This is a genomic window from Alteromonas halophila, assembly GCF_014651815.1.
GTDB lineage: Bacteria > Pseudomonadota > Gammaproteobacteria > Enterobacterales > Alteromonadaceae > Alteromonas > Alteromonas halophila.
This window is the reverse complement of record NZ_BMXP01000008.1, coordinates 106,014-125,753: the sequence shown is the minus strand read 5'-3', so window position 1 is coordinate 125,753 and position 19,740 is coordinate 106,014. Positions and strand designations below refer to the sequence as shown.

At 51.2% G+C, this 19,740-nt stretch carries 17 protein-coding genes; 10 read left to right on the top strand and 7 right to left on the bottom strand.

From position 1 onward, the window contains the following. Positions 1–712, top strand: a 712-nt coding sequence (locus tag IE054_RS14325) for an EF-Tu C-terminal domain-related protein (protein WP_268245072.1), incomplete at its 5' end; no start/stop codon positions are given. A gap of 197 nt (positions 713–909) precedes the next feature. Next, a complete protein-coding gene (locus IE054_RS14320) occupies positions 910–1,623 on the top strand; it encodes a UPF0149 family protein (protein ID WP_189407587.1) in 714 nt (237 codons plus the stop codon). On the opposite strand, the gene IE054_RS14315 is transcribed toward IE054_RS14320, so the two are convergent. Then, positions 1,620–1,793, bottom strand: a complete 174-nt coding sequence (locus IE054_RS14315; protein ID WP_189407585.1) for a DUF3012 domain-containing protein — start codon at positions 1,791–1,793, stop codon at positions 1,620–1,622. The two genes, IE054_RS14320 and IE054_RS14315, sit on opposite strands and share 4 nt — an antisense overlap. Positions 1,794–1,960: 167 nt before the next feature. On the opposite strand from IE054_RS14315, the gene IE054_RS14310 reads away from it, so the two are divergent. The 3 genes from IE054_RS14310 (at position 1,961) to IE054_RS14300 (ending at position 5,324) form a co-directional block, all read left to right on the top strand. Beyond that, positions 1,961–3,013 (top strand): chemotaxis protein, encoded by a 1,053-nt coding sequence (locus IE054_RS14310; protein ID WP_189407583.1) that lies wholly within the window; start codon positions 1,961–1,963, stop codon positions 3,011–3,013. 21 nt (positions 3,014–3,034) lie between these two features. Continuing rightward, on the top strand, positions 3,035–4,087 hold the full coding sequence (locus IE054_RS14305; RefSeq protein ID WP_189407581.1) for an aldo/keto reductase: 1,053 nt from the start codon (positions 3,035–3,037) through the stop codon (positions 4,085–4,087). A 79-nt stretch (positions 4,088–4,166) separates the two neighbouring features. Next, the gene (locus tag IE054_RS14300; RefSeq protein ID WP_189407579.1) at positions 4,167–5,324 is read left to right on the top strand and encodes a Na/Pi symporter; all 1,158 of its coding nucleotides are present in this window, start codon (positions 4,167–4,169) and stop codon (positions 5,322–5,324) included. Positions 5,325–5,415: 91 nt separating this feature from the next. Here IE054_RS14300 and IE054_RS14295 read toward each other — a convergent pair whose 3' ends face one another. Next, complete coding sequence (locus tag IE054_RS14295) at positions 5,416–6,582, bottom strand: DcaP family trimeric outer membrane transporter (protein WP_189407666.1); 1,167 nt, start codon at positions 6,580–6,582, stop codon at positions 5,416–5,418. Positions 6,583–6,996: 414 nt separating this feature from the next. Here IE054_RS14295 and acs point away from each other — a divergent pair, with 414 nt between their 5' ends. Together acs and IE054_RS14285 are read left to right on the top strand one after the other, a co-directional pair. Then, positions 6,997–8,943 (top strand): acetate--CoA ligase, encoded by a 1,947-nt coding sequence (gene acs / locus IE054_RS14290; protein ID WP_189407578.1) that lies wholly within the window; start codon positions 6,997–6,999, stop codon positions 8,941–8,943. 11 nt (positions 8,944–8,954) lie between these two features. Further along, positions 8,955–9,611: a response regulator transcription factor gene (locus IE054_RS14285; RefSeq protein ID WP_189407576.1), complete on the top strand. Its 657-nt coding sequence runs from the start codon at positions 8,955–8,957 to the stop codon at positions 9,609–9,611. A gap of 21 nt (positions 9,612–9,632) precedes the next feature. Here the strand turns inward: IE054_RS14285 and IE054_RS14280 are convergent, their stop codons facing one another. The 4 genes from IE054_RS14280 to rimK all read right to left on the bottom strand — a co-directional run bounded on the left by IE054_RS14280 (position 9,633) and on the right by rimK (position 13,008). Further along, complete coding sequence (locus IE054_RS14280) at positions 9,633–10,526, bottom strand: transporter substrate-binding domain-containing protein (RefSeq protein WP_189407574.1); 894 nt, start codon at positions 10,524–10,526, stop codon at positions 9,633–9,635. Between the two features lie 86 nt (positions 10,527–10,612). Further along, positions 10,613–11,056: an ATP-dependent zinc protease family protein gene (locus tag IE054_RS14275; protein ID WP_189407572.1), complete on the bottom strand. Its 444-nt coding sequence runs from the start codon at positions 11,054–11,056 to the stop codon at positions 10,613–10,615. Positions 11,057–11,067: 11 nt separating this feature from the next. Beyond that, a complete protein-coding gene (locus IE054_RS14270) occupies positions 11,068–12,102 on the bottom strand; it encodes a succinylglutamate desuccinylase/aspartoacylase family protein (RefSeq protein ID WP_189407570.1) in 1,035 nt (344 codons plus the stop codon). After that, the gene (gene rimK / locus IE054_RS14265) at positions 12,103–13,008 is read right to left on the bottom strand and encodes a 30S ribosomal protein S6--L-glutamate ligase (protein ID WP_189407568.1); all 906 of its coding nucleotides are present in this window, start codon (positions 13,006–13,008) and stop codon (positions 12,103–12,105) included. Positions 13,009–13,258: 250 nt separating this feature from the next. Here rimK and IE054_RS14260 point away from each other — a divergent pair, with 250 nt between their 5' ends. Further along, positions 13,259–13,861, top strand: a complete 603-nt coding sequence (locus tag IE054_RS14260; RefSeq protein WP_373293907.1) for a mechanosensitive ion channel domain-containing protein — start codon at positions 13,259–13,261, stop codon at positions 13,859–13,861. A 66-nt stretch (positions 13,862–13,927) separates the two neighbouring features. Here the strand turns inward: IE054_RS14260 and IE054_RS14255 are convergent, their stop codons facing one another. After that, entirely contained in the window at positions 13,928–17,419 is a 3,492-nt protein-coding gene (locus IE054_RS14255; RefSeq protein WP_189407564.1) for a PAS domain-containing hybrid sensor histidine kinase/response regulator, read from the bottom strand. A gap of 251 nt (positions 17,420–17,670) precedes the next feature. Here IE054_RS14255 and IE054_RS14250 point away from each other — a divergent pair, with 251 nt between their 5' ends. Further along, a complete protein-coding gene (locus IE054_RS14250; protein WP_189407562.1) occupies positions 17,671–17,937 on the top strand; it encodes a DUF4212 domain-containing protein in 267 nt (88 codons plus the stop codon). 4 nt (positions 17,938–17,941) lie between these two features. Continuing rightward, the gene (locus IE054_RS14245) at positions 17,942–19,666 is read left to right on the top strand and encodes a sodium:solute symporter family protein (RefSeq protein ID WP_189407560.1); all 1,725 of its coding nucleotides are present in this window, start codon (positions 17,942–17,944) and stop codon (positions 19,664–19,666) included. Positions 19,667–19,740 lie beyond the last annotated feature (74 nt).

Genomic DNA, 19,740 nt, shown 5'->3' with positions numbered 1-19,740 from the left:
GAACGAATACGAATTCCCAGGTGATGACCTGCCAGTCATTCAGGGTTCTGCTCTGAAAGCACTGGAAGGCGATGCCGAGTGGGAGAAGAAAATCGTTGAGCTGGGCGAAGCCCTGGATTCATACATTCCAGAGCCAGAGCGTGCAATCGATAAGCCGTTCATCCTGCCAATCGAAGACGTATTCTCAATCTCAGGCCGTGGTACTGTTGTAACCGGTCGTGTAGAGCAAGGTATCATCAAAGTTGGTGAAGAAATCGAAATCGTAGGTATGAAAGAAACTACGAAGACGACGTGTACCGGCGTTGAAATGTTCCGTAAGCTGCTTGACGAAGGCCGTGCTGGTGAGAACGTTGGTGTTCTGCTGCGTGGTACTAAGCGTGACGAAGTTGAACGTGGTCAGGTACTGGCGAAGCCAGGCTCAATCACGCCTCACACGAAGTTCGAAGCAGAAGTTTACGTGCTCTCCAAAGACGAAGGTGGCCGTCACACGCCATTCTTCAAAGGCTACCGTCCACAGTTCTACTTCCGTACAACTGACGTAACTGGCGCCGTTGAGCTGCCAGAAGGCGTAGAAATGGTAATGCCAGGCGACAACCTGAAGTTTGTTGTTGACCTGATTGCACCCATCGCCATGGACGAAGGTCTGCGCTTCGCAATCCGCGAAGGCGGCCGTACAGTAGGTGCAGGTGTTGTTTCTAAAATCATCGACTAATGATGATTAACACCTAAACCCTAAAAAAGGCGCTCGTTGAGCGCCTTTTTTGTGTTCGAAGAAAACTGCACCAACAGCCAGTCACTAACCAAAAAGAATGGCACTACACTGAATGAATGATATCTTAGTGTGTCAAACACCTTTAAGGATGACCCTGATGTTAAGCGGTATCCACACAATGCGCAGAGACATCCTGAATGCAAAATCAGCAAGCGAAATTTGATCTCGAGGCCTATTTAGCCCTTTACCAGCCGGTGGCGAAAGAGGGGTTGCTTAAGCCACCCTTCGAGTTATTAGGCCTCATTACTGCCATAAGCTCTTCACCAGAACTTATCGTACCTTCTGAGTGGTACCCCTTTATCTGGAATGACCATGCAGAGGATCCTGCGTTTGAAACGTCTCAGCAGGCTGAGCAGTTGCTGGGTTACTTACTGCAATGGTCCAACTACTGCACTGAAGCTTTTGTACAGCAGCATGAGTTAGCGTTACCTGCTGAGCTGGATGTCGACGAGGCGGGCGCACCTACCGATGAATTAGTCGATTTTGCACAAGGCTATCTCTTAGGACAGGACTGGTTAAAAGAGGTATGGGATGCATTCATCCCTGATGATGAATCAGAAGAATCCAGCATTGTCGGCGTGACGATGTTGTTGATGATGCAGTGCATCCAGCCCAATACCAGAGAATCAGAGGAGTACCCTGACTTAGTTGCAGTACTTACTAAAAAGGAGTCGGCGAATAAGACTCTAGCTATTTTCCTTTCAAGTGTCGGCAATCTTGGTTGCGAACTTTACGAACAACAACGCCAACAATCATCCGCCCCTTACCACAACGCAATGAAAAAAGTTGGCCGTAACGATCCCTGTCCGTGCGGCAGCGGGCGAAAGTATAAAAAGTGCTGCCTGAGCTAATCTTTGGGCTCGTTAAATATACAATGCTTGGCAAAATTCATAGACTCATTGGCTGTCCAGTTCCCTTTATCCTTTTCTTTCATGTCCTCACACCACTCTTTGCTTCCTACTTTAGGCGCGCATGCTGTAAGGCTTGTCAGTGCAACAACTAAAATTATAAGTTTCTTCATGGGTATACTCCGCGTTGCAGTCAGGCTGTAGACACTTTAGATAGTAGTTAAAAATGCGGTGCTTGCAGACATTTTTTCGCTCTCTTTGCCCAGATAGCTTACTGACACAATGCCGTCAAATTTGCTCTGTAGGCTCACCATCATGGTGGATGACACTGGACTGCGAAATGACGTTGGATTCAATTAAGGCAAGGCTGGCGCTGATAATCTGTATTTGTGTACTGGGTATCGGCATGATGGTAGTTAGTCAGCATTATTATAGCGGGCGCCTGATCAGTATCAATCAGCAGCAGGAGTTGTTACTGCGCCTCGGCCAGGATCTGTTACAGATGCGTCGTCATGAAAAAGATTTTTTATTACGGCATCAGCCCAGGTATCTCGAATTATTTAATCAACGGGCCAGCCTGTTCAGTGACCGGCTTAAGCAGCTTAGTCCGTTGTTTGAGCATTATGACTTACCCGTAGGGCAGGCGGGCGAGTTAGCGCAAAGCCTGCAGACCTACCAGCAACTCTTTCAGCGAGTTGTAGCGTTGCAGACACAAATTGGCTTAACGACCCGTCAGGGCTTGCAGGGGCAACTGTCAGAGTGTGAGGCGCAATTACTGCGCACCGATACGTTTAACTATGGTCAGCGTGCGCGCGTGCAGCTTGATGAGGCCAGACTGCATATACGTCACTTTCTGCTCTCCCGCGATACGTTTTATGCCAAAGAGGCTAATACACGCATTTCACAGTTGCGTACGTCTTTGCCCTCTGCCCGTGAAATACGCCAGTTTCAGCAAACCTTTGAGACGCTGGTCGATGGCTACAAACAGTTAGGGCTGACCCACAATGACGGGTTACGGGGGCAGTTTCGCCGTCAGGCACACGATGTTGAATCACAGCTTCAGCGGATCGATGCAGCACTACAGCCTATTATCGACGCGCAGCAACAGGATGTCCGCCATTACAGTATCAGTATTGCTATTTTCACGGCCATCGCCTTGGTCATATTATTGCTGAAAAGCGTGGCGACCTTTCAGAAAGCGTTCGGTAATTTTGTTATGTTTTTTTACCGCTGCAAACGTCAGTATCATAAGATTGATCCACGATGCCTGGGGTTCGCCGAGTTTAAATCGCTCGCCCAGATAGCTAATGAAATGGTAGAGTCGCGCAGAGAGACGGAGCGCCAACTGGCGATGGCACGGGCACAGTTGCGGTCTGAAAATACACGGGAATAAACATCATCAAAGGTGACAGGCATGCGATATGTAGAGCTTGGAAATAGCGAACTGAAAGTGTCAGAGGTGTGTCTTGGCACCATGACCTGGGGGATCCAGAACACTCAGGCTGATGCCGATGCACAGTTGGACATGGCACTTGAGCACGGCATCAATATTATCGATACCGCTGAAATGTACCCGGTCCCGCCGAATAAAGAGACCTACGGTGACACCGAGCGTATTATTGGTAACTGGCTTCGCCGGCATCCAGACAAGCGCAGCGAAGTCGTGATCATGTCGAAAGTGGCGGGCAGCGGCCTTGACTACATTCGTGAAGGTACGCCGGTCACCGCGAAATCGCTGATAGCAGCGCTGGATGCATCACTGAAGCGGCTTCAGACTGACGCCATTGATGTGTATCAGTTGCACTGGCCGGGACGTAAAACACCGCATTTTGATAAGCACTGGCCAGGAACTGTCTCCCCGCTTGATATCAATACTGCACAGGAAACTGACGCAATGCGTGATATTCTGAGCGGCCTTAACAATGCGATTAATGACGGAAAAATCAGGCATTGGGGGCTGTCGAATGATACGCCATGGGGGATCCATACTTTCTTGTCACTGTGCCGAGAAATGAACGTGCCTGCGCCCGTCTCTATCCAAAACGAGTTCAGCCTGTTACATGCGAAAGACTGGCCTTATTTAATTGAAATGTGCGCAGCAGAACACATTGCCTATTTGCCCTGGTCACCTCTGGCGACCGGCATGTTAAGTGGTAAGTACGTTAATGGCGCGCGTCCCGCTGGTTCACGCTGGACCTTTGTGCAGCGTCATGGTCTGTTTCGTGATACCGACCTTGCGCAGCAGGCGACGCAGGCCTACATGAAGATTGCCCGCGATGCGGGTATGACGCCCTCACAACTGGCTCTGTGCTGGTGCCGGCAGGTGCCCGGTGTCACCTCCACCATCATCGGTGCTACGTCGCTTACGCAGTTAGAGGAGAATATTGGAGCCTTCACACAAACACTGACCCCATCAACACTGCAGCAAATCGGCGATGTACTCAAACGCTATCCACTGCCGTTTTAACCACCGCCACCTTCGTCATGGAGTTGTCACAATAACGTCATAGCATGGCGCTATCGCTTTTTAATTGCGAGGCCATGCTATGTCGCTGTTGCCGACTGATCTACCCGCTGTTTTAGATACGCCACTACCCACGAAACGCTGGCAAAAGTGGTTGTTACTACTTGTGCTCATATACGCCATGTTACTTGCTGTTAGTCTTATTGGCAGTGGATTTAAGATTGCAACGGGAGAGCATGCCAGGGAGTTATTTGCTTTTGCGTCCAACCCGGTCATGGGACTGATCATTGGGATGGTAGCTACGGCTCTGTTGCAATCATCCAGTACCGTGACATCGATTATTGTAGGGATGGTTGCAGGCGGCTTACCCATTACCATTGCCGTACCGATGATGATGGGCGCGAACGTTGGTACCAGTATTACCAATACGCTGGTGAGTCTTGGTCATGTTACCCGGAAAGAGGAATTCCAACGGGCATTTAATGCCGCCACTATTCACGACTTTTTCAATGTCCTGTCCGTTGTGATTTTTCTACCGCTTGAAATGGCTTTCGGTGTGCTTGAGAAAAGCAGCGGCTATATCGTCTCTATGCTGAATATCAATGTTGCCATGGACGCCGACATCATCAATCCCATTAAAACTGTAACCGAGCCAGTAACATCTATGATCACTGAAAGTGTCTCTTTCCTGCCGTCGGTGTATCCGGGTATTGCAAATATCGTGTTAGGTATTGTACTTATCATGTTGTCTATCACCCTGATGGGACGGGTAATGAAATCACTGATGGTAGGTAAAGCCAGAGACATTTTACACCACAGCATTGGTAAAGGGCCTGTGTCAGGTATCATGTCCGGGACCATCATGACAGTGCTGGTGCAGTCTTCCTCAACCAGCACGTCTCTGATGGTGCCACTGGTTGGTACCAATGTTCTGAAGGCTCGTGATATCTACCCGTTTACGTTAGGGGCCAATATTGGTACCTGTCTTACTGCGCTTATTGCAGCGATGGGCGTCACTGGCATCAATAGTGGCGTTGCACTTCAGATTGCGCTGGTCCATCTGATATATAACGTACTTGGGGTGATCGTAATTTACGGCATACCTGCGTTGCGTGAACTGCCTCTGGCGTTGTCCTACCGGCTTTCAGTACTCGCTGCAGAGCGCAAAATGTATGGAGCAGCCTACATTACGGGCTTGTTTTTTGTGATGCCTTTAAGTGTGATTTTTGTGCTGAGATGATTAACAGTACATCTTTAACGTGATTGAGAAATGAGACCCCGGCGGCAGCTGCGTGGATGCCCACCGGGCTAAGAAAGGCATGAGCGGTTAGTCAGAACGCATACTTGGCAGAAACCTGAATACGATTCATATCGCCCTCAAGTCCCGATTCCACCTCGCGTTTGGCGAAGGTATATTCCGCGCCAACGGTAAGCGCCCTGGTTGGTGAGTACAGCAGGTTTGCGCGGGTACTGTAGGTGCTCTCGGTCACGCTCATACCGGTTAACGCCGTATCATTATCGACATCCAGTGCGGAAAACATAAAATTACTGCGCATTTTGTCATTCCAGATATGGCGGTAGGCTACGGCATAACCGGTCGAGTCAATGGCCTCAAGATCGCCATTCGCGGTAAGAACGGCGCCATTACTGGCATTGAGTGCAACATACCGGCCCATCCCCGAGCCGCCGTTCACCATAAAGCGAATGTCATCGCCATTTCCGAGCTTAAACTTGCCGGAAACGGCGACTCCGTAAGACGTCTCATCATCATCAATACCCTGACCGTCATCGTACGATAACTGGCGTACCAGGCCCGCAACCTTAAGGTGTCCCCAGTCCCGTTTGGCGGTATAGGCCGCTATCAGATCTGGCACCGCGTTATCATCGGCAACAATTCTGCCACCGCCACCGTTGGGCGTGACTGTCGCTTCCGGATTTTCAAGCGCAACCTCAAAGCCGTTATTGCTGTAACGGACCATGGTCTGACGACCAAACGTTATACCGTCGGTGGTACCGATGAAGTCCAGCGATTCGGGCAGTGAGCCTACGTCCATAAACGTGGTCCAGGTTTGACCAATGAGCCAGTTTTTATATTTGATAAATGCATGGCGTACGCGCGGCAGGTAGGAGTTACTGATACGTTCATTACCGCCACTGGTGACAATAAAGTCCAGTTCGAGTACGCCGGTGATGCTGTCTCCTTCATCGGTCGGCGTATTGGTGGTAAAACGGAAGCGCGACTGACGAATATGGGCGTCAAATTGCGCACCTTCATCACCTCCGGATACTGGTGTCAGTGAGGGAATGTAGAAATCACGGCCGATACTACCGGAGCCAAGCGCACCTTCTGAATAATTACTGATCATGGCGTCCGCTTTCACATAGCCAGTAAATTTAACGTTGGTACCGGCAAGCATATCTGCATGAGCGAGCTGTGATGAGGCACCGGCAAGAGCAAAAGTGACGGCCAGTGCCGCTTTTCTGAAGTTTATTTTCATCATTTGCGTTGTTCCAGTAATAGGGTTAATAATGTGTAAACAGGCTGTTAGCAATCGTAAATTTGGCTGACAACGCCTAAAAAGCAAATAAGCGGATGGTCTGTAAGACTAAAGTCGTAGATGTTAAACGGCGTAACGAAAAGGGCAGGCTGTGTCGCATCTTCCCCAATTGATGCTATTGTTATTAAACGTTTTTTCGATCATATCCTGACAATCAAGGGTAACTATCATTGTACCTGGCTGTGACATTGGTCACTTTCCCGCAAAGCCGGGTGGCCGTTGAGTGCGAACAACCTTCTCAGACTTTGGTCGTAGTTGTGATAAGACCAAAGTCTCATTTTGCTTTGCGCTGGTAAGGCTACATTGAACAACATAAGACTGACTTCAACTTAAAGACATGGGAGGCACTAGGTTATGACTGCCAGTAAGACATATCCGGTACCGGAAGCAATTAAAAAAACGACGCATTTAACTGAAAAAGAATACGCACAGATGTACGAGGAGTCGGTCGAGGATCCGGAAGGGTTCTGGGAAAAACACGCTGACAGTCTGGACTGGTATACCGCCCCAAGTAAAATAAAAAATACCAGCTTTGGTCCCGACGATGTCGCCATTAAGTGGTTTGAAGACGGTGTGATCAATGCCAGCTACAACTGCATTGACCGGCACCTGGCAAAAGATGGCAAGAAAGTCGCGCTGTACTGGGAGGGCGACTCACCGGAAAACAGCGAAGCTATTACCTTCGAACAGGTGCACTATGAAGTGTGCAAGCTGGCAAATGGGCTGAAGGAACTGGGCGTAGGCAAAGGTGACCGGGTTGCTGTGTATATGCCAATGGTACCGCAGGCAGCCTATGCCATGCTGGCCTGTGCCCGGATCGGCGCGGTGCATTCCGTGATTTTTGGCGGTTTCTCGCCTAATGCTATTGCCGACAGAATAAACGACAGCGCTGCCAAAGTGGTGATCACGGCTGATGAGGGCCGACGCTCGGGCCGTTCTATCCCACTGAAGGCCAATGTAGACAAAGCTCTGGCCAATAATGCCTGTCCGTCCATCACCAATGTGCTGGTACACAAGCTAACCGGTGGTGATGTTGCCTGGAACGACAACGTTGATGTGTGGTGGGATGCGCTGACGGATACCTGCTCGGCGCAGTGTGAGCCTGAGAAGATGAATGCTGAAGATCCGCTGTTTATCCTGTATACCTCAGGTTCTACCGGCACCCCGAAAGGTGTGGTGCACTCTACTGGCGGCTACCTGCTCTATACCGCTATGACCTTTAAATATGTGTTTGACTATCAAAGCGATGACATTTACTGGTGTACCGCCGATGTAGGCTGGATAACCGGTCACAGTTACATGGTGTATGGCCCAATGCTAAATGCTGCCTCGCAGGTGTTTTTTGAAGGGGTACCGACCTATCCTGATGTGCGTCGTATTGCGCAGGTCGTTGAAAAATACAAGGTTAACAGCCTCTATACGGCGCCAACCGCGATCCGTGCGCTGATGGCCCACGGTGAAAAACCTGCAGAAGGGTGTGACGTATCGTCGCTGCGCCTGCTGGGTTCGGTGGGAGAGCCTATAAACCCGGAAGCCTGGGAATGGTACCACCGCGTGATTGGCTCAGACCGTTGTCCGATAATGGACACCTGGTGGCAGACAGAAACCGGTGGCATCATGATCACGCCGCTGCCCGGTGCGACTGCACTTAAACCTGGCTCAGCGACCCGGCCATTCTTTGGCATCAAGCCGGCATTGTTCGACTCTGAAGGCAATGAACTGCATGGTGAAGCCGAGGGTAACCTGGTGATTACCGATAGCTGGCCTAGTCAGGCGCGCACCGTGTATGGCGATCATGAACGGTTCATCAATACCTATTTCAGTGCGTACAAAGGTGTGTACTTTACCGGTGATGGTGCCCGTCGTGATGAAGACGGCTATTACTGGATCACTGGGCGCGTGGATGATGTGCTGAATGTTTCCGGTCACCGTCTTGGTACGGCAGAAATCGAGAGTGCGCTGGTGGCGCATGAGAAAGTTGCTGAGGCGGCGGTAGTAGGCTACCCACACGATATCAAAGGGCAGGGCATTTATGTTTATGTTACGCTCAATGAAGGTGTTACCGCGGATGAGGCACTGACCAAGGAGTTGCGCGACTGGGTACGCCATGAACTTAGCCCTATTGCAACACCGGATAAAATTCAGTGGTCACGGGGCCTGCCGAAAACCCGATCAGGAAAAATAATGCGGCGCATTCTGCGTAAAATTGCGGCCAATGAACATGAACAGCTCGGGGATACCTCTACATTGGCGGACCCGTCGGTAGTTGATACACTCATTGAGCAGCGGCTTAACAAGTAAAGGACTGACCAATGACAACCCTGCTGATTGCTGATGATCACCCGCTTTACCGGGATGCCTTACGCGGGGCATTGTCATTGTCACTGCCGGATCTGGTTCTGCGCGAAGCGGGAGACTTAACCTCCACGGTCGATATGCTCGAACAGGAGGATATCGACCTGTTATTGCTGGATTTGCACATGCCAGGCAGTAATGATTTGTTTGGGCTGTTGCACATACGTAAGCTGTATCCGGACGTGCCTGTTGCCGTGGTATCAGGCACTGAAGATGCGACCATCATTTCCAAAATTGTTGGGGTTGGTGCACTGGGTTTTATTCCTAAAACCGCCAGCTCCAGCGATATTGCCGACGCCGTGCACGCCATACTCGATGGTGATATCTGGTTGCCGGCCTCGGTCAGTGACCATATTGAAGATGTCGATGCCGCGTTTTCCGAACTGGCCGATAAGGTGGCAAGCCTGACCCCTTCCCAGTACAAGGTGCTGTGCTACATGCGGGACGGGTTGCTGAATAAGCAGATTGGCTACAACCTCGATATTGCTGAAGCCACGGTCAAAGCGCACGTCACCGCCATATTTAAAAAGCTTGGCATTAATAATCGCACACAGGCGGTTCTGATTGCCTCGCAGCTGGAACTGGAGCCGCCAGCAAGCAGCCACGCCGGCTAGTGCCAGTGAAAGCAAGTGCAGCTACTCGTGCGGGATAAACGGCAGGTATTGCTTTATAGCAGCCTCTGTTTTATCGCTCAGTAGTGGGTTTTCAAGTACAATTTCATGACGCCCGCTGACCAGCTCAAGCCCTTTTTTATAAAAGGGCTGGCGATGTAGCAGTGCGGAAAATTCGCCAGACTGTTGCAGTGCCTGAAGGCCCTCTTCAATTCTTTTGGCAAGCTTCTCATTGTCTTTGCTGACAAAAAAGAACATGGCACTGCGGTAGCTCAACAGCAGATAGGGCTCAAGCGATACGCCCTTTGACTGCCACTGCTGTAGCTCGTAGCCTGCTTCCACCAAACTTCGCGGGAAATAATCGGCAAAGCCTTCAATGAGTAACCGGTGCGAGGCCTGATAGGGCGCTTCTATTACCCTGAAGCCATTGTGTAGCAGTATACGTGTGTCCGGCCAGTCATAGCCCTGCAGCGCATACAGGTCTTTAAGTTGCTGTGCGTCAGGCTGCACACTGAACCGGCGATCGCCGGTCGCGATCAATAATACGCGTTTACCAAAAAAACCATCCACCAGAGGAATACGAATAGGGCGGTATTTGCGCTCTCTGTCAATCGAGGTCACGCTCCAGGTCACATCCGTCAGCCCGTTTTGCAGATTACGAAGCTGGCGCTCCTGTACCGAAACCTCTGGGTTGGGGTGTAGCCTGACCTGCCCGTACTCACTGGCATTCGTACTCAGAACGCGTGAAAGTAACGCAGTGATATAGTTGTAAATGGGGTCGGTGCCTGATGCTACTTTAGGTATGCGCAGAACCTGCGATGGCACAACGGTGTCTTCGTCTTTCCCTTCTCCGGCCTGGACAGGCAGAGAAAGCACCACACATATTGTCAGTAGTCGTCTTAAACTTTCGCCTATCATCCTGGATATTCCTAGCGGTTAGCGGGCGAATAAAATGCGTGTAGTGACACTTAGCACGCCCTGGATATTACTTCCGTATCTGCCTGCTAATCTTTTCCTGTCAGCAGGTACTCAAACTCCGGGTCGACAATAAAACGGCCGTTCATCGCTTCGCGACCGAGTAACATCAGGTAGGTCATCTCCGAGCGATCGGTCAGTGTAAGCTGAATTTCCCAGTGCTCGTTTTGCATGATAATGGACGTATTGATTACATACCGGCGCTCGCGTGTGGCCGTTGAGCTTTTAACCCGTTTTTTGCCTGCTACCGGGGCCTCACGGCGCACGACTTTGTCAACATTGTGAATATCCGGGTGAATATCAAAACGTATCCACAGCTCACCATCCTGTTCAAACTCTTCAAGGTTATCTACGTGCAGTGACGACGTGGCCGCACCGGTATCGACCCGTACATTAAGATCACTGATGCTTAAAAACGGTAAATCACATAATTCAATTGCGCCCACTACGCGTTTATTACTTGCTGTAGTCATCAACGTACTCCCTAATATTCACTCACGGTCTGGTCTCCCAGCACCAGATTATCCTGTAGCATCTCTACATGCTCGGCGACGGTGTCGGGTTTGGGGAAGTAGGCGACGTGGTAAATCGCTTCGCCTTCCTGAGCCAGTGGAATATTCTGTTTGCCAATGACCACACCTTCTGTGGGCGTAGTGATTGTGCACAGCAACTCGCCATAGGGGTCGGTGATGGTTGCCAGGCGATCGCCCTTGTAGACATGATCGCCAAGCTGTGCGATGTGCCTGACAAAGCCACTTTCAGGAGCCCGCACCCAGCCGCTCTGACGGGCAATAAACCGTTCTATGCTGTGCCCTTTACTCCGGCTTTTGTTCAACATACCCAGATGACGCATAGTATTAATGATGCCGCGCACGCCAGCCCGGATGGAGAATTCGTCGTAGCGTAATGCCTGACCCGCTTCGTACAGCAATATTTTAACGCCATTGTCACTGGCGGCCTGACGCAACGAGCCGTCGCGAATGTCAGCGTTAAGGAGCACCGGCACGCCAAACGCCCGGGCCATTTCCAGTACCTCGGCATCATCCAGGTTAGCCCGGATCTGCGGCAGGTTGCTGCGATGAATGGCACCGGTGTGTAAATCGATGCCTACATCGCATTTCGCCACAATTTCAGTATAAAACAAATTTGCCAGACGGCCTGCCAGCGAGCCTTTTTTGCTGCCCGGGAAGCTGCGGTTTAAATCGCGCCGGTCAGGCAAATAGCGTGACTGGTTAAGCACACCATAAACATTAACCATTGGAACAGCAATCAGCGTGCCTCGCAGCCGCTCTATTGTCTTCGAGCGGATCAGCCTGCCCACGATTTCAATGCCATTTAATTCATCGCCATGCAGTGCTGCACTGACAAACATGACCGGTCCCGGACGCTTTCCTCGTTTAACATAAATAGGGATACTCATGTTTGTCGCTGTGTACAGCGGTGGCATCTCTAATTCAATTTTCACTGACTGGCCAGGCGAGATTGCCTGCCCGCCAATAATCAGGTCCTGATGTGTCACTTACCCTTTCCCTTTGGTCTTCGTATTGTTTGGCTTAGCACTTTTTTCAATAAATTCAATGATCATGCCGGCAACATTTTTCTTCGTCGCCAGTTCAATCCCCTCGAGACCAGGCGAGGAGTTAACTTCCATGACCACTGGCCCATGATTAGAGCGCAGAATATCGACCCCACAACAGTTGAGTCCCATGGTTTTGGCGGCATCAACCGCTGTTTTCCGTTCAGCGGGACTGAGGCGGACCAGACTTGCCTGCCCGCCACGGTGCAGGTTCGAGCGAAACTCGCCGGGGGGGGCCTGACGCTTCATAGCCGCGACCACTTTACCCCCAACCACAAAGCAACGAATATCTGAACCGCCGGCCTCTTTAATAAACTCCTGCACCAGAATACTGGCGTTTAACCCCATAAACGCCTCAATTATCGACTCAGCCGCTTTTTGTGTGTCGGCCAGTACCACGCCTATGCCCTGGGTACCTTCCAGCAGTTTTATTACGACGGGCGCTCCGCCCACATTTTTGATTAAATCGTCAATACGATCAGGGTGGTGTGCAAAGCCGGTGCGCGGCATGCCAATGCCTTTGCGGGACAACAGTTGCAAAGAGCGCAGTTTATCCCGGGAGCGACTTATCGCCACCGACTCGTTCAGGCTGTAGGTGCCAGTCATTTCAAACTGCCGTACCACCGAGGTGCCGTAGAAACTGACAGACGCGCCGATACGAGGTATCACGGCATCAAAGTAAGGCAGTTGCTTACCTTTGTAGCGAACAGAGGGGCGAGCGCTGGTGATATCCATGTAGCAGTGCATGGTATCGATGACTTCAATATCATGGCCGCGCTCCTGACCGGCTTCGACCAGGCGGCGGGTAGAGTAGAGTTTCGGATTGCGGGAAAGTATGGCAATTCGCATGTGGAATAATATCCTTTCGTTTGTGCGAGCAGTAAAAATGCAGCTATCCTGCTTTCCACAAGCCGTGGTGCAGCTGCAAGTACAAATATAGCTGAAGCTGACACACTCGTCTTTCAAAAAATTCTTGTCGAAACGAGTAATTAAGCGTAAAACGTTGGCAAATGTGCCCGGTCTTCAGCGTGTTTGTACTACTATTGATACAAGTACGGAGAAAGCCCGGGTTTCGATGACAATACAATAGTTGGAGATAATAATGGCGTGGGGTGTTCAGGCACTGAACTGGCTTTCAGCTTATCAGGTTAACCTGATATGGACGGGCGTAATACTGGTGTTATATCTGATGGCAACCCGCTGGATTTTTCCGCGTCTGGAAAAAAATATAGCCTCAACCCGGTTACGCACCGGCAGTGCCCTGAAAGGCTTGTTTGCCGCCAGAGTGGTCGCGGGAGTGCTCGCATTTGCGCTGGTACTGTTGGCCTGGGGGATCGACTTCTCCGGATTACTGGTGCTTTCGACGTCTATTATTACGCTGACCGGTGTGGCACTGTTTGCCCAGTGGTCACTCATCAGCAATATTACCGCGTATTTTATTTTACTGACGAATGTTGCATACCGACGTGGCAATTACCTTCGAATTGTTGATGGTGATAACTATATTGAGGGTTACATTGCTGATGTGGGGCCGTTTGTTACGCGTCTTATCACCAGCGACCGTGAAACCGTGCTGTATCCGAATAACCTGATCCTGACCCGTCCACTGGTGCTGAATCCGAAATCACACTGGTCCGCCATGGGCAAAGTCACGGCGGCGTCACAGCCACCGGCGCAACCCACGGGTAGCCCGGAAGCGTAAACTGCACTGCTGCTGTGTCATGAGTGTTGATGCCAGTTAATCAGGTCTATCGTATCAGCATAACTCCTAGCCGCTGGCCGCGCCGCGGATATAGCGGCTCATACTCTGAAGCAGTGCGCGCAGACGTGCTGGCTTGAGTGGTTTGGTGAGATAGTTCACGCCCAGTTCCTTGCAAAGCCTGACCAGCGCTTCATCCTGCGTGGCCGTGACCAGGGCAGCCGGGACCACCACATTAAGCTGCTCGCGGATCTCTTCAATCAGTGCCAGACCATTGCGTGTTTCGTCGTGACTGAGCTGGTAATCCATCAGCAGTATATGCGGTGACACATCAGCGGCGCGGGTCAATGCGTCGTCCCAGTTCTCTGCCAGATAAACCTGCACTCCCCACTTTTCCAGTAAGGTCTGCATGGCATCCAGATTCACCTGCTGATCATCAACACACAGTACACGCATGCCGCTAAATGATGTATTACGGGATGTCAGCTGAGCCGGGGAGCGAGCGGCACTCGGGTCGGTTTTAGGCAGCATAATGGTAAAACAGCTTCCCTTGCCCGGCTGAGAGACAACATCCACATGGCTGCCCAGCTGTCCGCTCAAACGGCGTACCACAGCCAGCCCCAGACCAATACCGTGTTCATTACTGTCCTGTGCGCGGTAAAAATCACTGAATATCAGAGAAGACTGCTGTTTATTGAGCCCTATACCGGTATCGCGCACAGCGAACTGCACTGCGTTTCCCTGAGGCCTTACGGTAACCAGAACCCGGCCTTTTTCGGTATATTTCACGGCATTTGAGATCAGGTTCTGTACAATTCGGTATAAATAGGTTTTATCGGCCATGACCCAGCAGGGACGAATATGGTGGCGCAGTACCAAGCCCTTGTCCTTTGCCCGCATGGCCATCTCATCGGCCAGTGGCGTGATAAGCGCCACCACATCGACCGGCTCAAGAGTTGGTTTCAGTTCGCCCTGATCCAGGCGTGCAATATCCAGCAGGGTGGCAATCAGTGTTTCGCTTGAGCTGACGCTGTGATTGAGTTTTGTCACGATATCGGTAACCGGTGCCGGTAAGCTCTGTTCCTGCAGGGCTGTGATGTATAACTTGGCGGCATTAAGCGGCTGCAACACATCATGGCTGGCCAGCGCCAGAAAGCGGGTTTTACTGGCATTGGCGTCTTCGGCGGCACGGCGGGCCCGGATCAGCTCCTTTTCCATGTCCATACGCCGTTCAATTTCCAGGCGCAACTCCGCATTGATCGAGTGCACTTCTTCGGTGCGCTTTTTGATACGGGCTTCCAGATCGATATTGGATTCCTGCAGTGCCTGCTGAATTTCGATATGCCCGGTAATATCGCTGAAGCTGGTAACGAAGCCCCCGCCGGGCAGTGGGTTACCCACCATTTCAATAACTCTGCCATCTGTGCGCTGACGCTTGAACCGGTGTGGTGTGCCGCTACGCAGGTGCGTGAGACGTTTTTCGATTTCGGCCTCAACATTGACGACGCCGAATTCACCATTATCGGCGTTATAACGAAGCAATTTTTCTATTGGCGTACCCACGGTCAGTAACTCATCCGGGTAGGGGTACAGGGTTGCATACCGCTTGTTCCACGCGACCAGTTGCAGGTGCTTGTCAATCACACTGATCCCCTGGTCAATATTTTCGAGCGAGGTGAGCAGGGCAGTCATATTAAACTGCATAGCCTGGGTGGTATCGTCAAAGAAGTTAATGACTTCGGTGAAGTCCATTTTCTTGCCACGCAGCGCGCTGTCAATTAACGCTTTGGCGCTGGATGCGCCGATAACACCGCCGAGGGCGCGCTCGCAGAAAGCCAGAAAAGGTGCGTCAGGGGCATCACTGTCTGTCAGTTCGCACTGATTCAGCTGCTGATATTGGGTCAGCAACTGCTGGCAGCGGCCGGTTCCCATGAAGGTGGAAAGCAGCGTAACGAGATCTGATACCGTCACATTGATTAACTGGTTTTTAGGTGGTGTACCTTTTACCTGCGCAGGAGACACGAAGGCTTCAGCCTGGATCCGGTCAACCAGACGCTGTGGCGCAAACCAGGAAAAGATGGCGTATATCAGCGCGTTGGCTGACAAACTGATAACGGCCCCCTGACTGATCAGCTCGTTTTGTTCAATGCGCGATATATTTTCATTTACCAGAGGCATCAGCAGCCACAGGATCCAAATCACCATGCCAGCCAGTAAGCCGGCATACACGCCGTGGGCATGGGCGCGCCGCCAGTACAGGCCGCCGACAATAGCCGGCAGCAACTGAATAACCAGCGAAAAGGCGATGAGGCCAATTGAGTGCAATGACCGGCTACCCGTCATTTGCTGCTGATAGAGAAAGGCCAGCAGCAAAATGATACCAATAACAATACGGCGAATAAGCCGGATCCTGGGCGCTATACTTTGTGTGCGCGGCCCGTGTTCGCGTATCGCAAATAAGCGCGGCAGAATAACGTCGTTGGTTAGCATCGTGCTTAAGGTCAGTGTGGCTACGATGATCATCGCGGTGGCAGCTGATAACCCGCCAATAAATACCACCATTTGCAACAGCAGCGAGTCGGAATGAATAGCCAGCGATAACACGTAAGCATCCGGCTCTATACTGGTTTCACCAAACGCGGCCTTGCCGGCAATCGCAATCACTGGGATCAGCATCGCAATGATGGCCAGATACAGAGGAAACAGCCAGCGGGCAGTTTTGATATGGCCAAGGCTGAGATTATCAATAATTGCCACATGGAACTGACGGGGCAGGCAAATAACCGCTGCAGCGGCCATGATGGTTTGTGCAATGAAGGTAAAGGAACTGAATTGCTGCAGGGCCTGTGCACTGAAAAAGCTGCTCAGCATCTCGGTATTGCCGGCAAATTCCGCCCCGAGAACGGACCCGTCAATGGCCGACGCACCCGATGCCTGCCAGGTTTGATAGCCCAGAAAGGCAACCAGCGCCAGGGCAAGCAGCTTTATTGTAGACTCAAACGCGATAGCCAGCATCAGTCCCCGGCGGTATTCGGTCACATCGGACTGCTTGGTGCCGAAATAAATGGCAAACAGCGCAATAAAGGCGGTCGCCAAGACGACGATAAGGCTGGTGTCTGGTTGCTGGGTGAGAAGCTGGAAAGTGGTGCCAATCGCCTTTAGTTGCAGTGCAATGTAAGGAATGGTCGCAAGCAGTGCGATCAGTGTCACCAGTAGCGCCACCGCCTGGCGTTTACCGTACCGCGAGGCAATAAAATCAGAAATGGTGGTGATGTGCTGCTTTTTACTGACCAGCGTCATCTTATAGATAAACTGATGCCCGAGGGTGTACACCAGGATCGGGCCAAGCATGATGGGCAGGTAAATCCAGGTATCACGGCTGGCCTGACCGACGGCACCAAAATAGGTCCATGCCGTGCAGTAAATGGCCAGTGCGAGTGAGTATATAGCTGGGTGGGAAGTTAACCGTCTGGCGGTTGGCGAATTCTTATCGCCCCAGTTGGCAATGTAAAAAAGTACAAATAAGTACACCAGTGCCAGCGCAACCCATCCTAACGCCATTCTCTATAACCTCTTGTTAACATTGCTGGTTGCATTATACGCAAGTTCTGAAAGTCCTACCTACGACCATGGTCTCATTTTTTAATCCCCCTTGCGGGACTAGAGTATATCCGAAACGCCTATAAATGCGGGGTTTGGTGTAATGGGATACGTTTTAGCGTTCACGAACAACCGGTCGTTGCCATAAAATTCGCTTGTTAGGTAAATGTAAAATAAAAGCATCTTATTAACCTTAAGTGAGGAATAACACGATGGGATTTAGAAACGATGATGACAAAAAAGCTTATTGGAAGGAGAACCTGTCGCTCCTTACCAAGCTTTTAATTGTTTGGTTTGTAGTCTCCTTTGGTGCCGGGATTCTGTTCGCAGATGCGTTAAACGCGATCCAGTTTTTTGGTTTCAAACTGGGCTTCTGGTTTGCCCAGCAGGGCGCAATATATGTGTTCGTCGCACTCATCTTTGTCTATATGGCCAAAATGAATGCTCTGGACAAAAAGTACGGTGTAGACGAGGAATAAGCCAATGGATGTTCAATTACTCACTTTTATTATTGTTGGCGCATCCTTTGCGCTGTATATCGGTATTGCCATCTGGGCGCGAGCCGGTTCTACCAATGAGTTTTATGTTGCTGGTGGCGGTGTGCCACCTGTACTCAACGGCATGGCTACTGCCGCAGACTGGATGTCGGCAGCCTCGTTTATATCAATGGCAGGCCTGATCTCCTTTATGGGCTACGACGGCGCGGTCTATCTGATGGGATGGACCGGTGGCTATGTGTTGCTGGCATTGTGTCTGGCCCCGTACCTGCGTAAATTCGGCAAGTTTACAGTACCGGATTTTATTGGTGACCGCTACTATTCGCAAACTGCCCGTACGGTGGCCGTGTTCTGTGCTATCTTCGTGTGCTTTACCTATGTCGCCGGGCAGATGCGTGGCGTTGGCGTGGTATTCAGCCGTTTTCTGGAAGTTGATATTGTGGCCGGGGTAATTATCGGTATGGCCATCGTATTCTTCTATACTGTGCTTGGTGGTATGAAAGGGATCACCTATACGCAGGTTGCACAGTACTGCGTGCTGATCTTTGCTTATCTGGTACCGGTAATCTTTATCTCGATGATGGTCACCGGGCATATTCTGCCACAAACCGCGTTTGGTGCGACCCTGGCCGACGGCTCGGGAATGTATATGCTGGAGAAACTCGACAACCTCTCCGTAGAGCTTGGGTTTAATGAGTATACGTCGGGGACCAAGAGTACTATCGATGTGTTCTTTATCACCTTCGCGCTGATGGTGGGTACGGCCGGGTTGCCGCATGTTATCGTACGCTTCTTCACCGTGCCGAAAGTGCGTGACGCTCGCAAGTCAGCAGGCTGGGCACTGGTGTTCATTGCTATTCTGTATACCACCGCACCGGCGCTGGCCTCTTTTGGTCGCGTGAACATGATTGAAACCATCAACGGCCCGGATTTGCAGGGTACCCCGTACGCGAGTGCGCCAACCTGGATTAAGAACTGGGAAAAAACCGGCCTGATTGAGTTCAACGACAAAAATAACGACGGCAAGATGTTCTATGCTGCAGGCAGCATTGATGATCCAAACAGTCCTAATGAAATGAAAGTGGACCGTGACATCATGGTGCTGGCAAACCCTGAGATTGCCAACCTTCCGGCCTGGGTCATTGCGCTGGTGGCTGCAGGCGGTGTTGCGGCGGCACTGTCGACCTCCGCAGGGCTGCTACTGGTGATTTCCACGTCAGTCTCGCACGACCTGCTCAAGCGTAACTTTATGCCGAACATTACCGACAAGGCAGAGCTGTTCTATGCCCGGCTGGCCGCCGCCGTCGCGATTATCATTGCCGGTTATTTCGGTATCAATCCGCCCGGTTTTGTGGCGCAGGTGGTCGCCTTTGCCTTTGGCCTCGCAGCCTCCAGCTTCTTCCCGGCTATCATAATGGGGATCTTCTCGACCCGCATGAATGATAAAGGTGCGATTGCTGGTATGGTCTCAGGGATTGCCTTCACCGCCGCGTATATCATTTACTTCAAGTTTGTGAACCCGGCTGCTAACACGCCCGAGAATTGGTGGTTCGGTATCTCGCCAGAAGGCATTGGTACGCTGGGCATGATGGTGAACTTCCTGGTTGCGTTTTTGGTGTTTAAAGCGACCGATGAAGCGCCGCAGGACATTCAGGATTTGGTGGAAAGTATTCGCTATCCTAAAGGATCCGGTGAAGCATCGGCTCATTAACGCAGTGTAATAAGTAAACCCAGGGCCCGCTTTTCAAGTGGGCCTTTGCGGTTTGAAATCGAAAGTTGATGCGA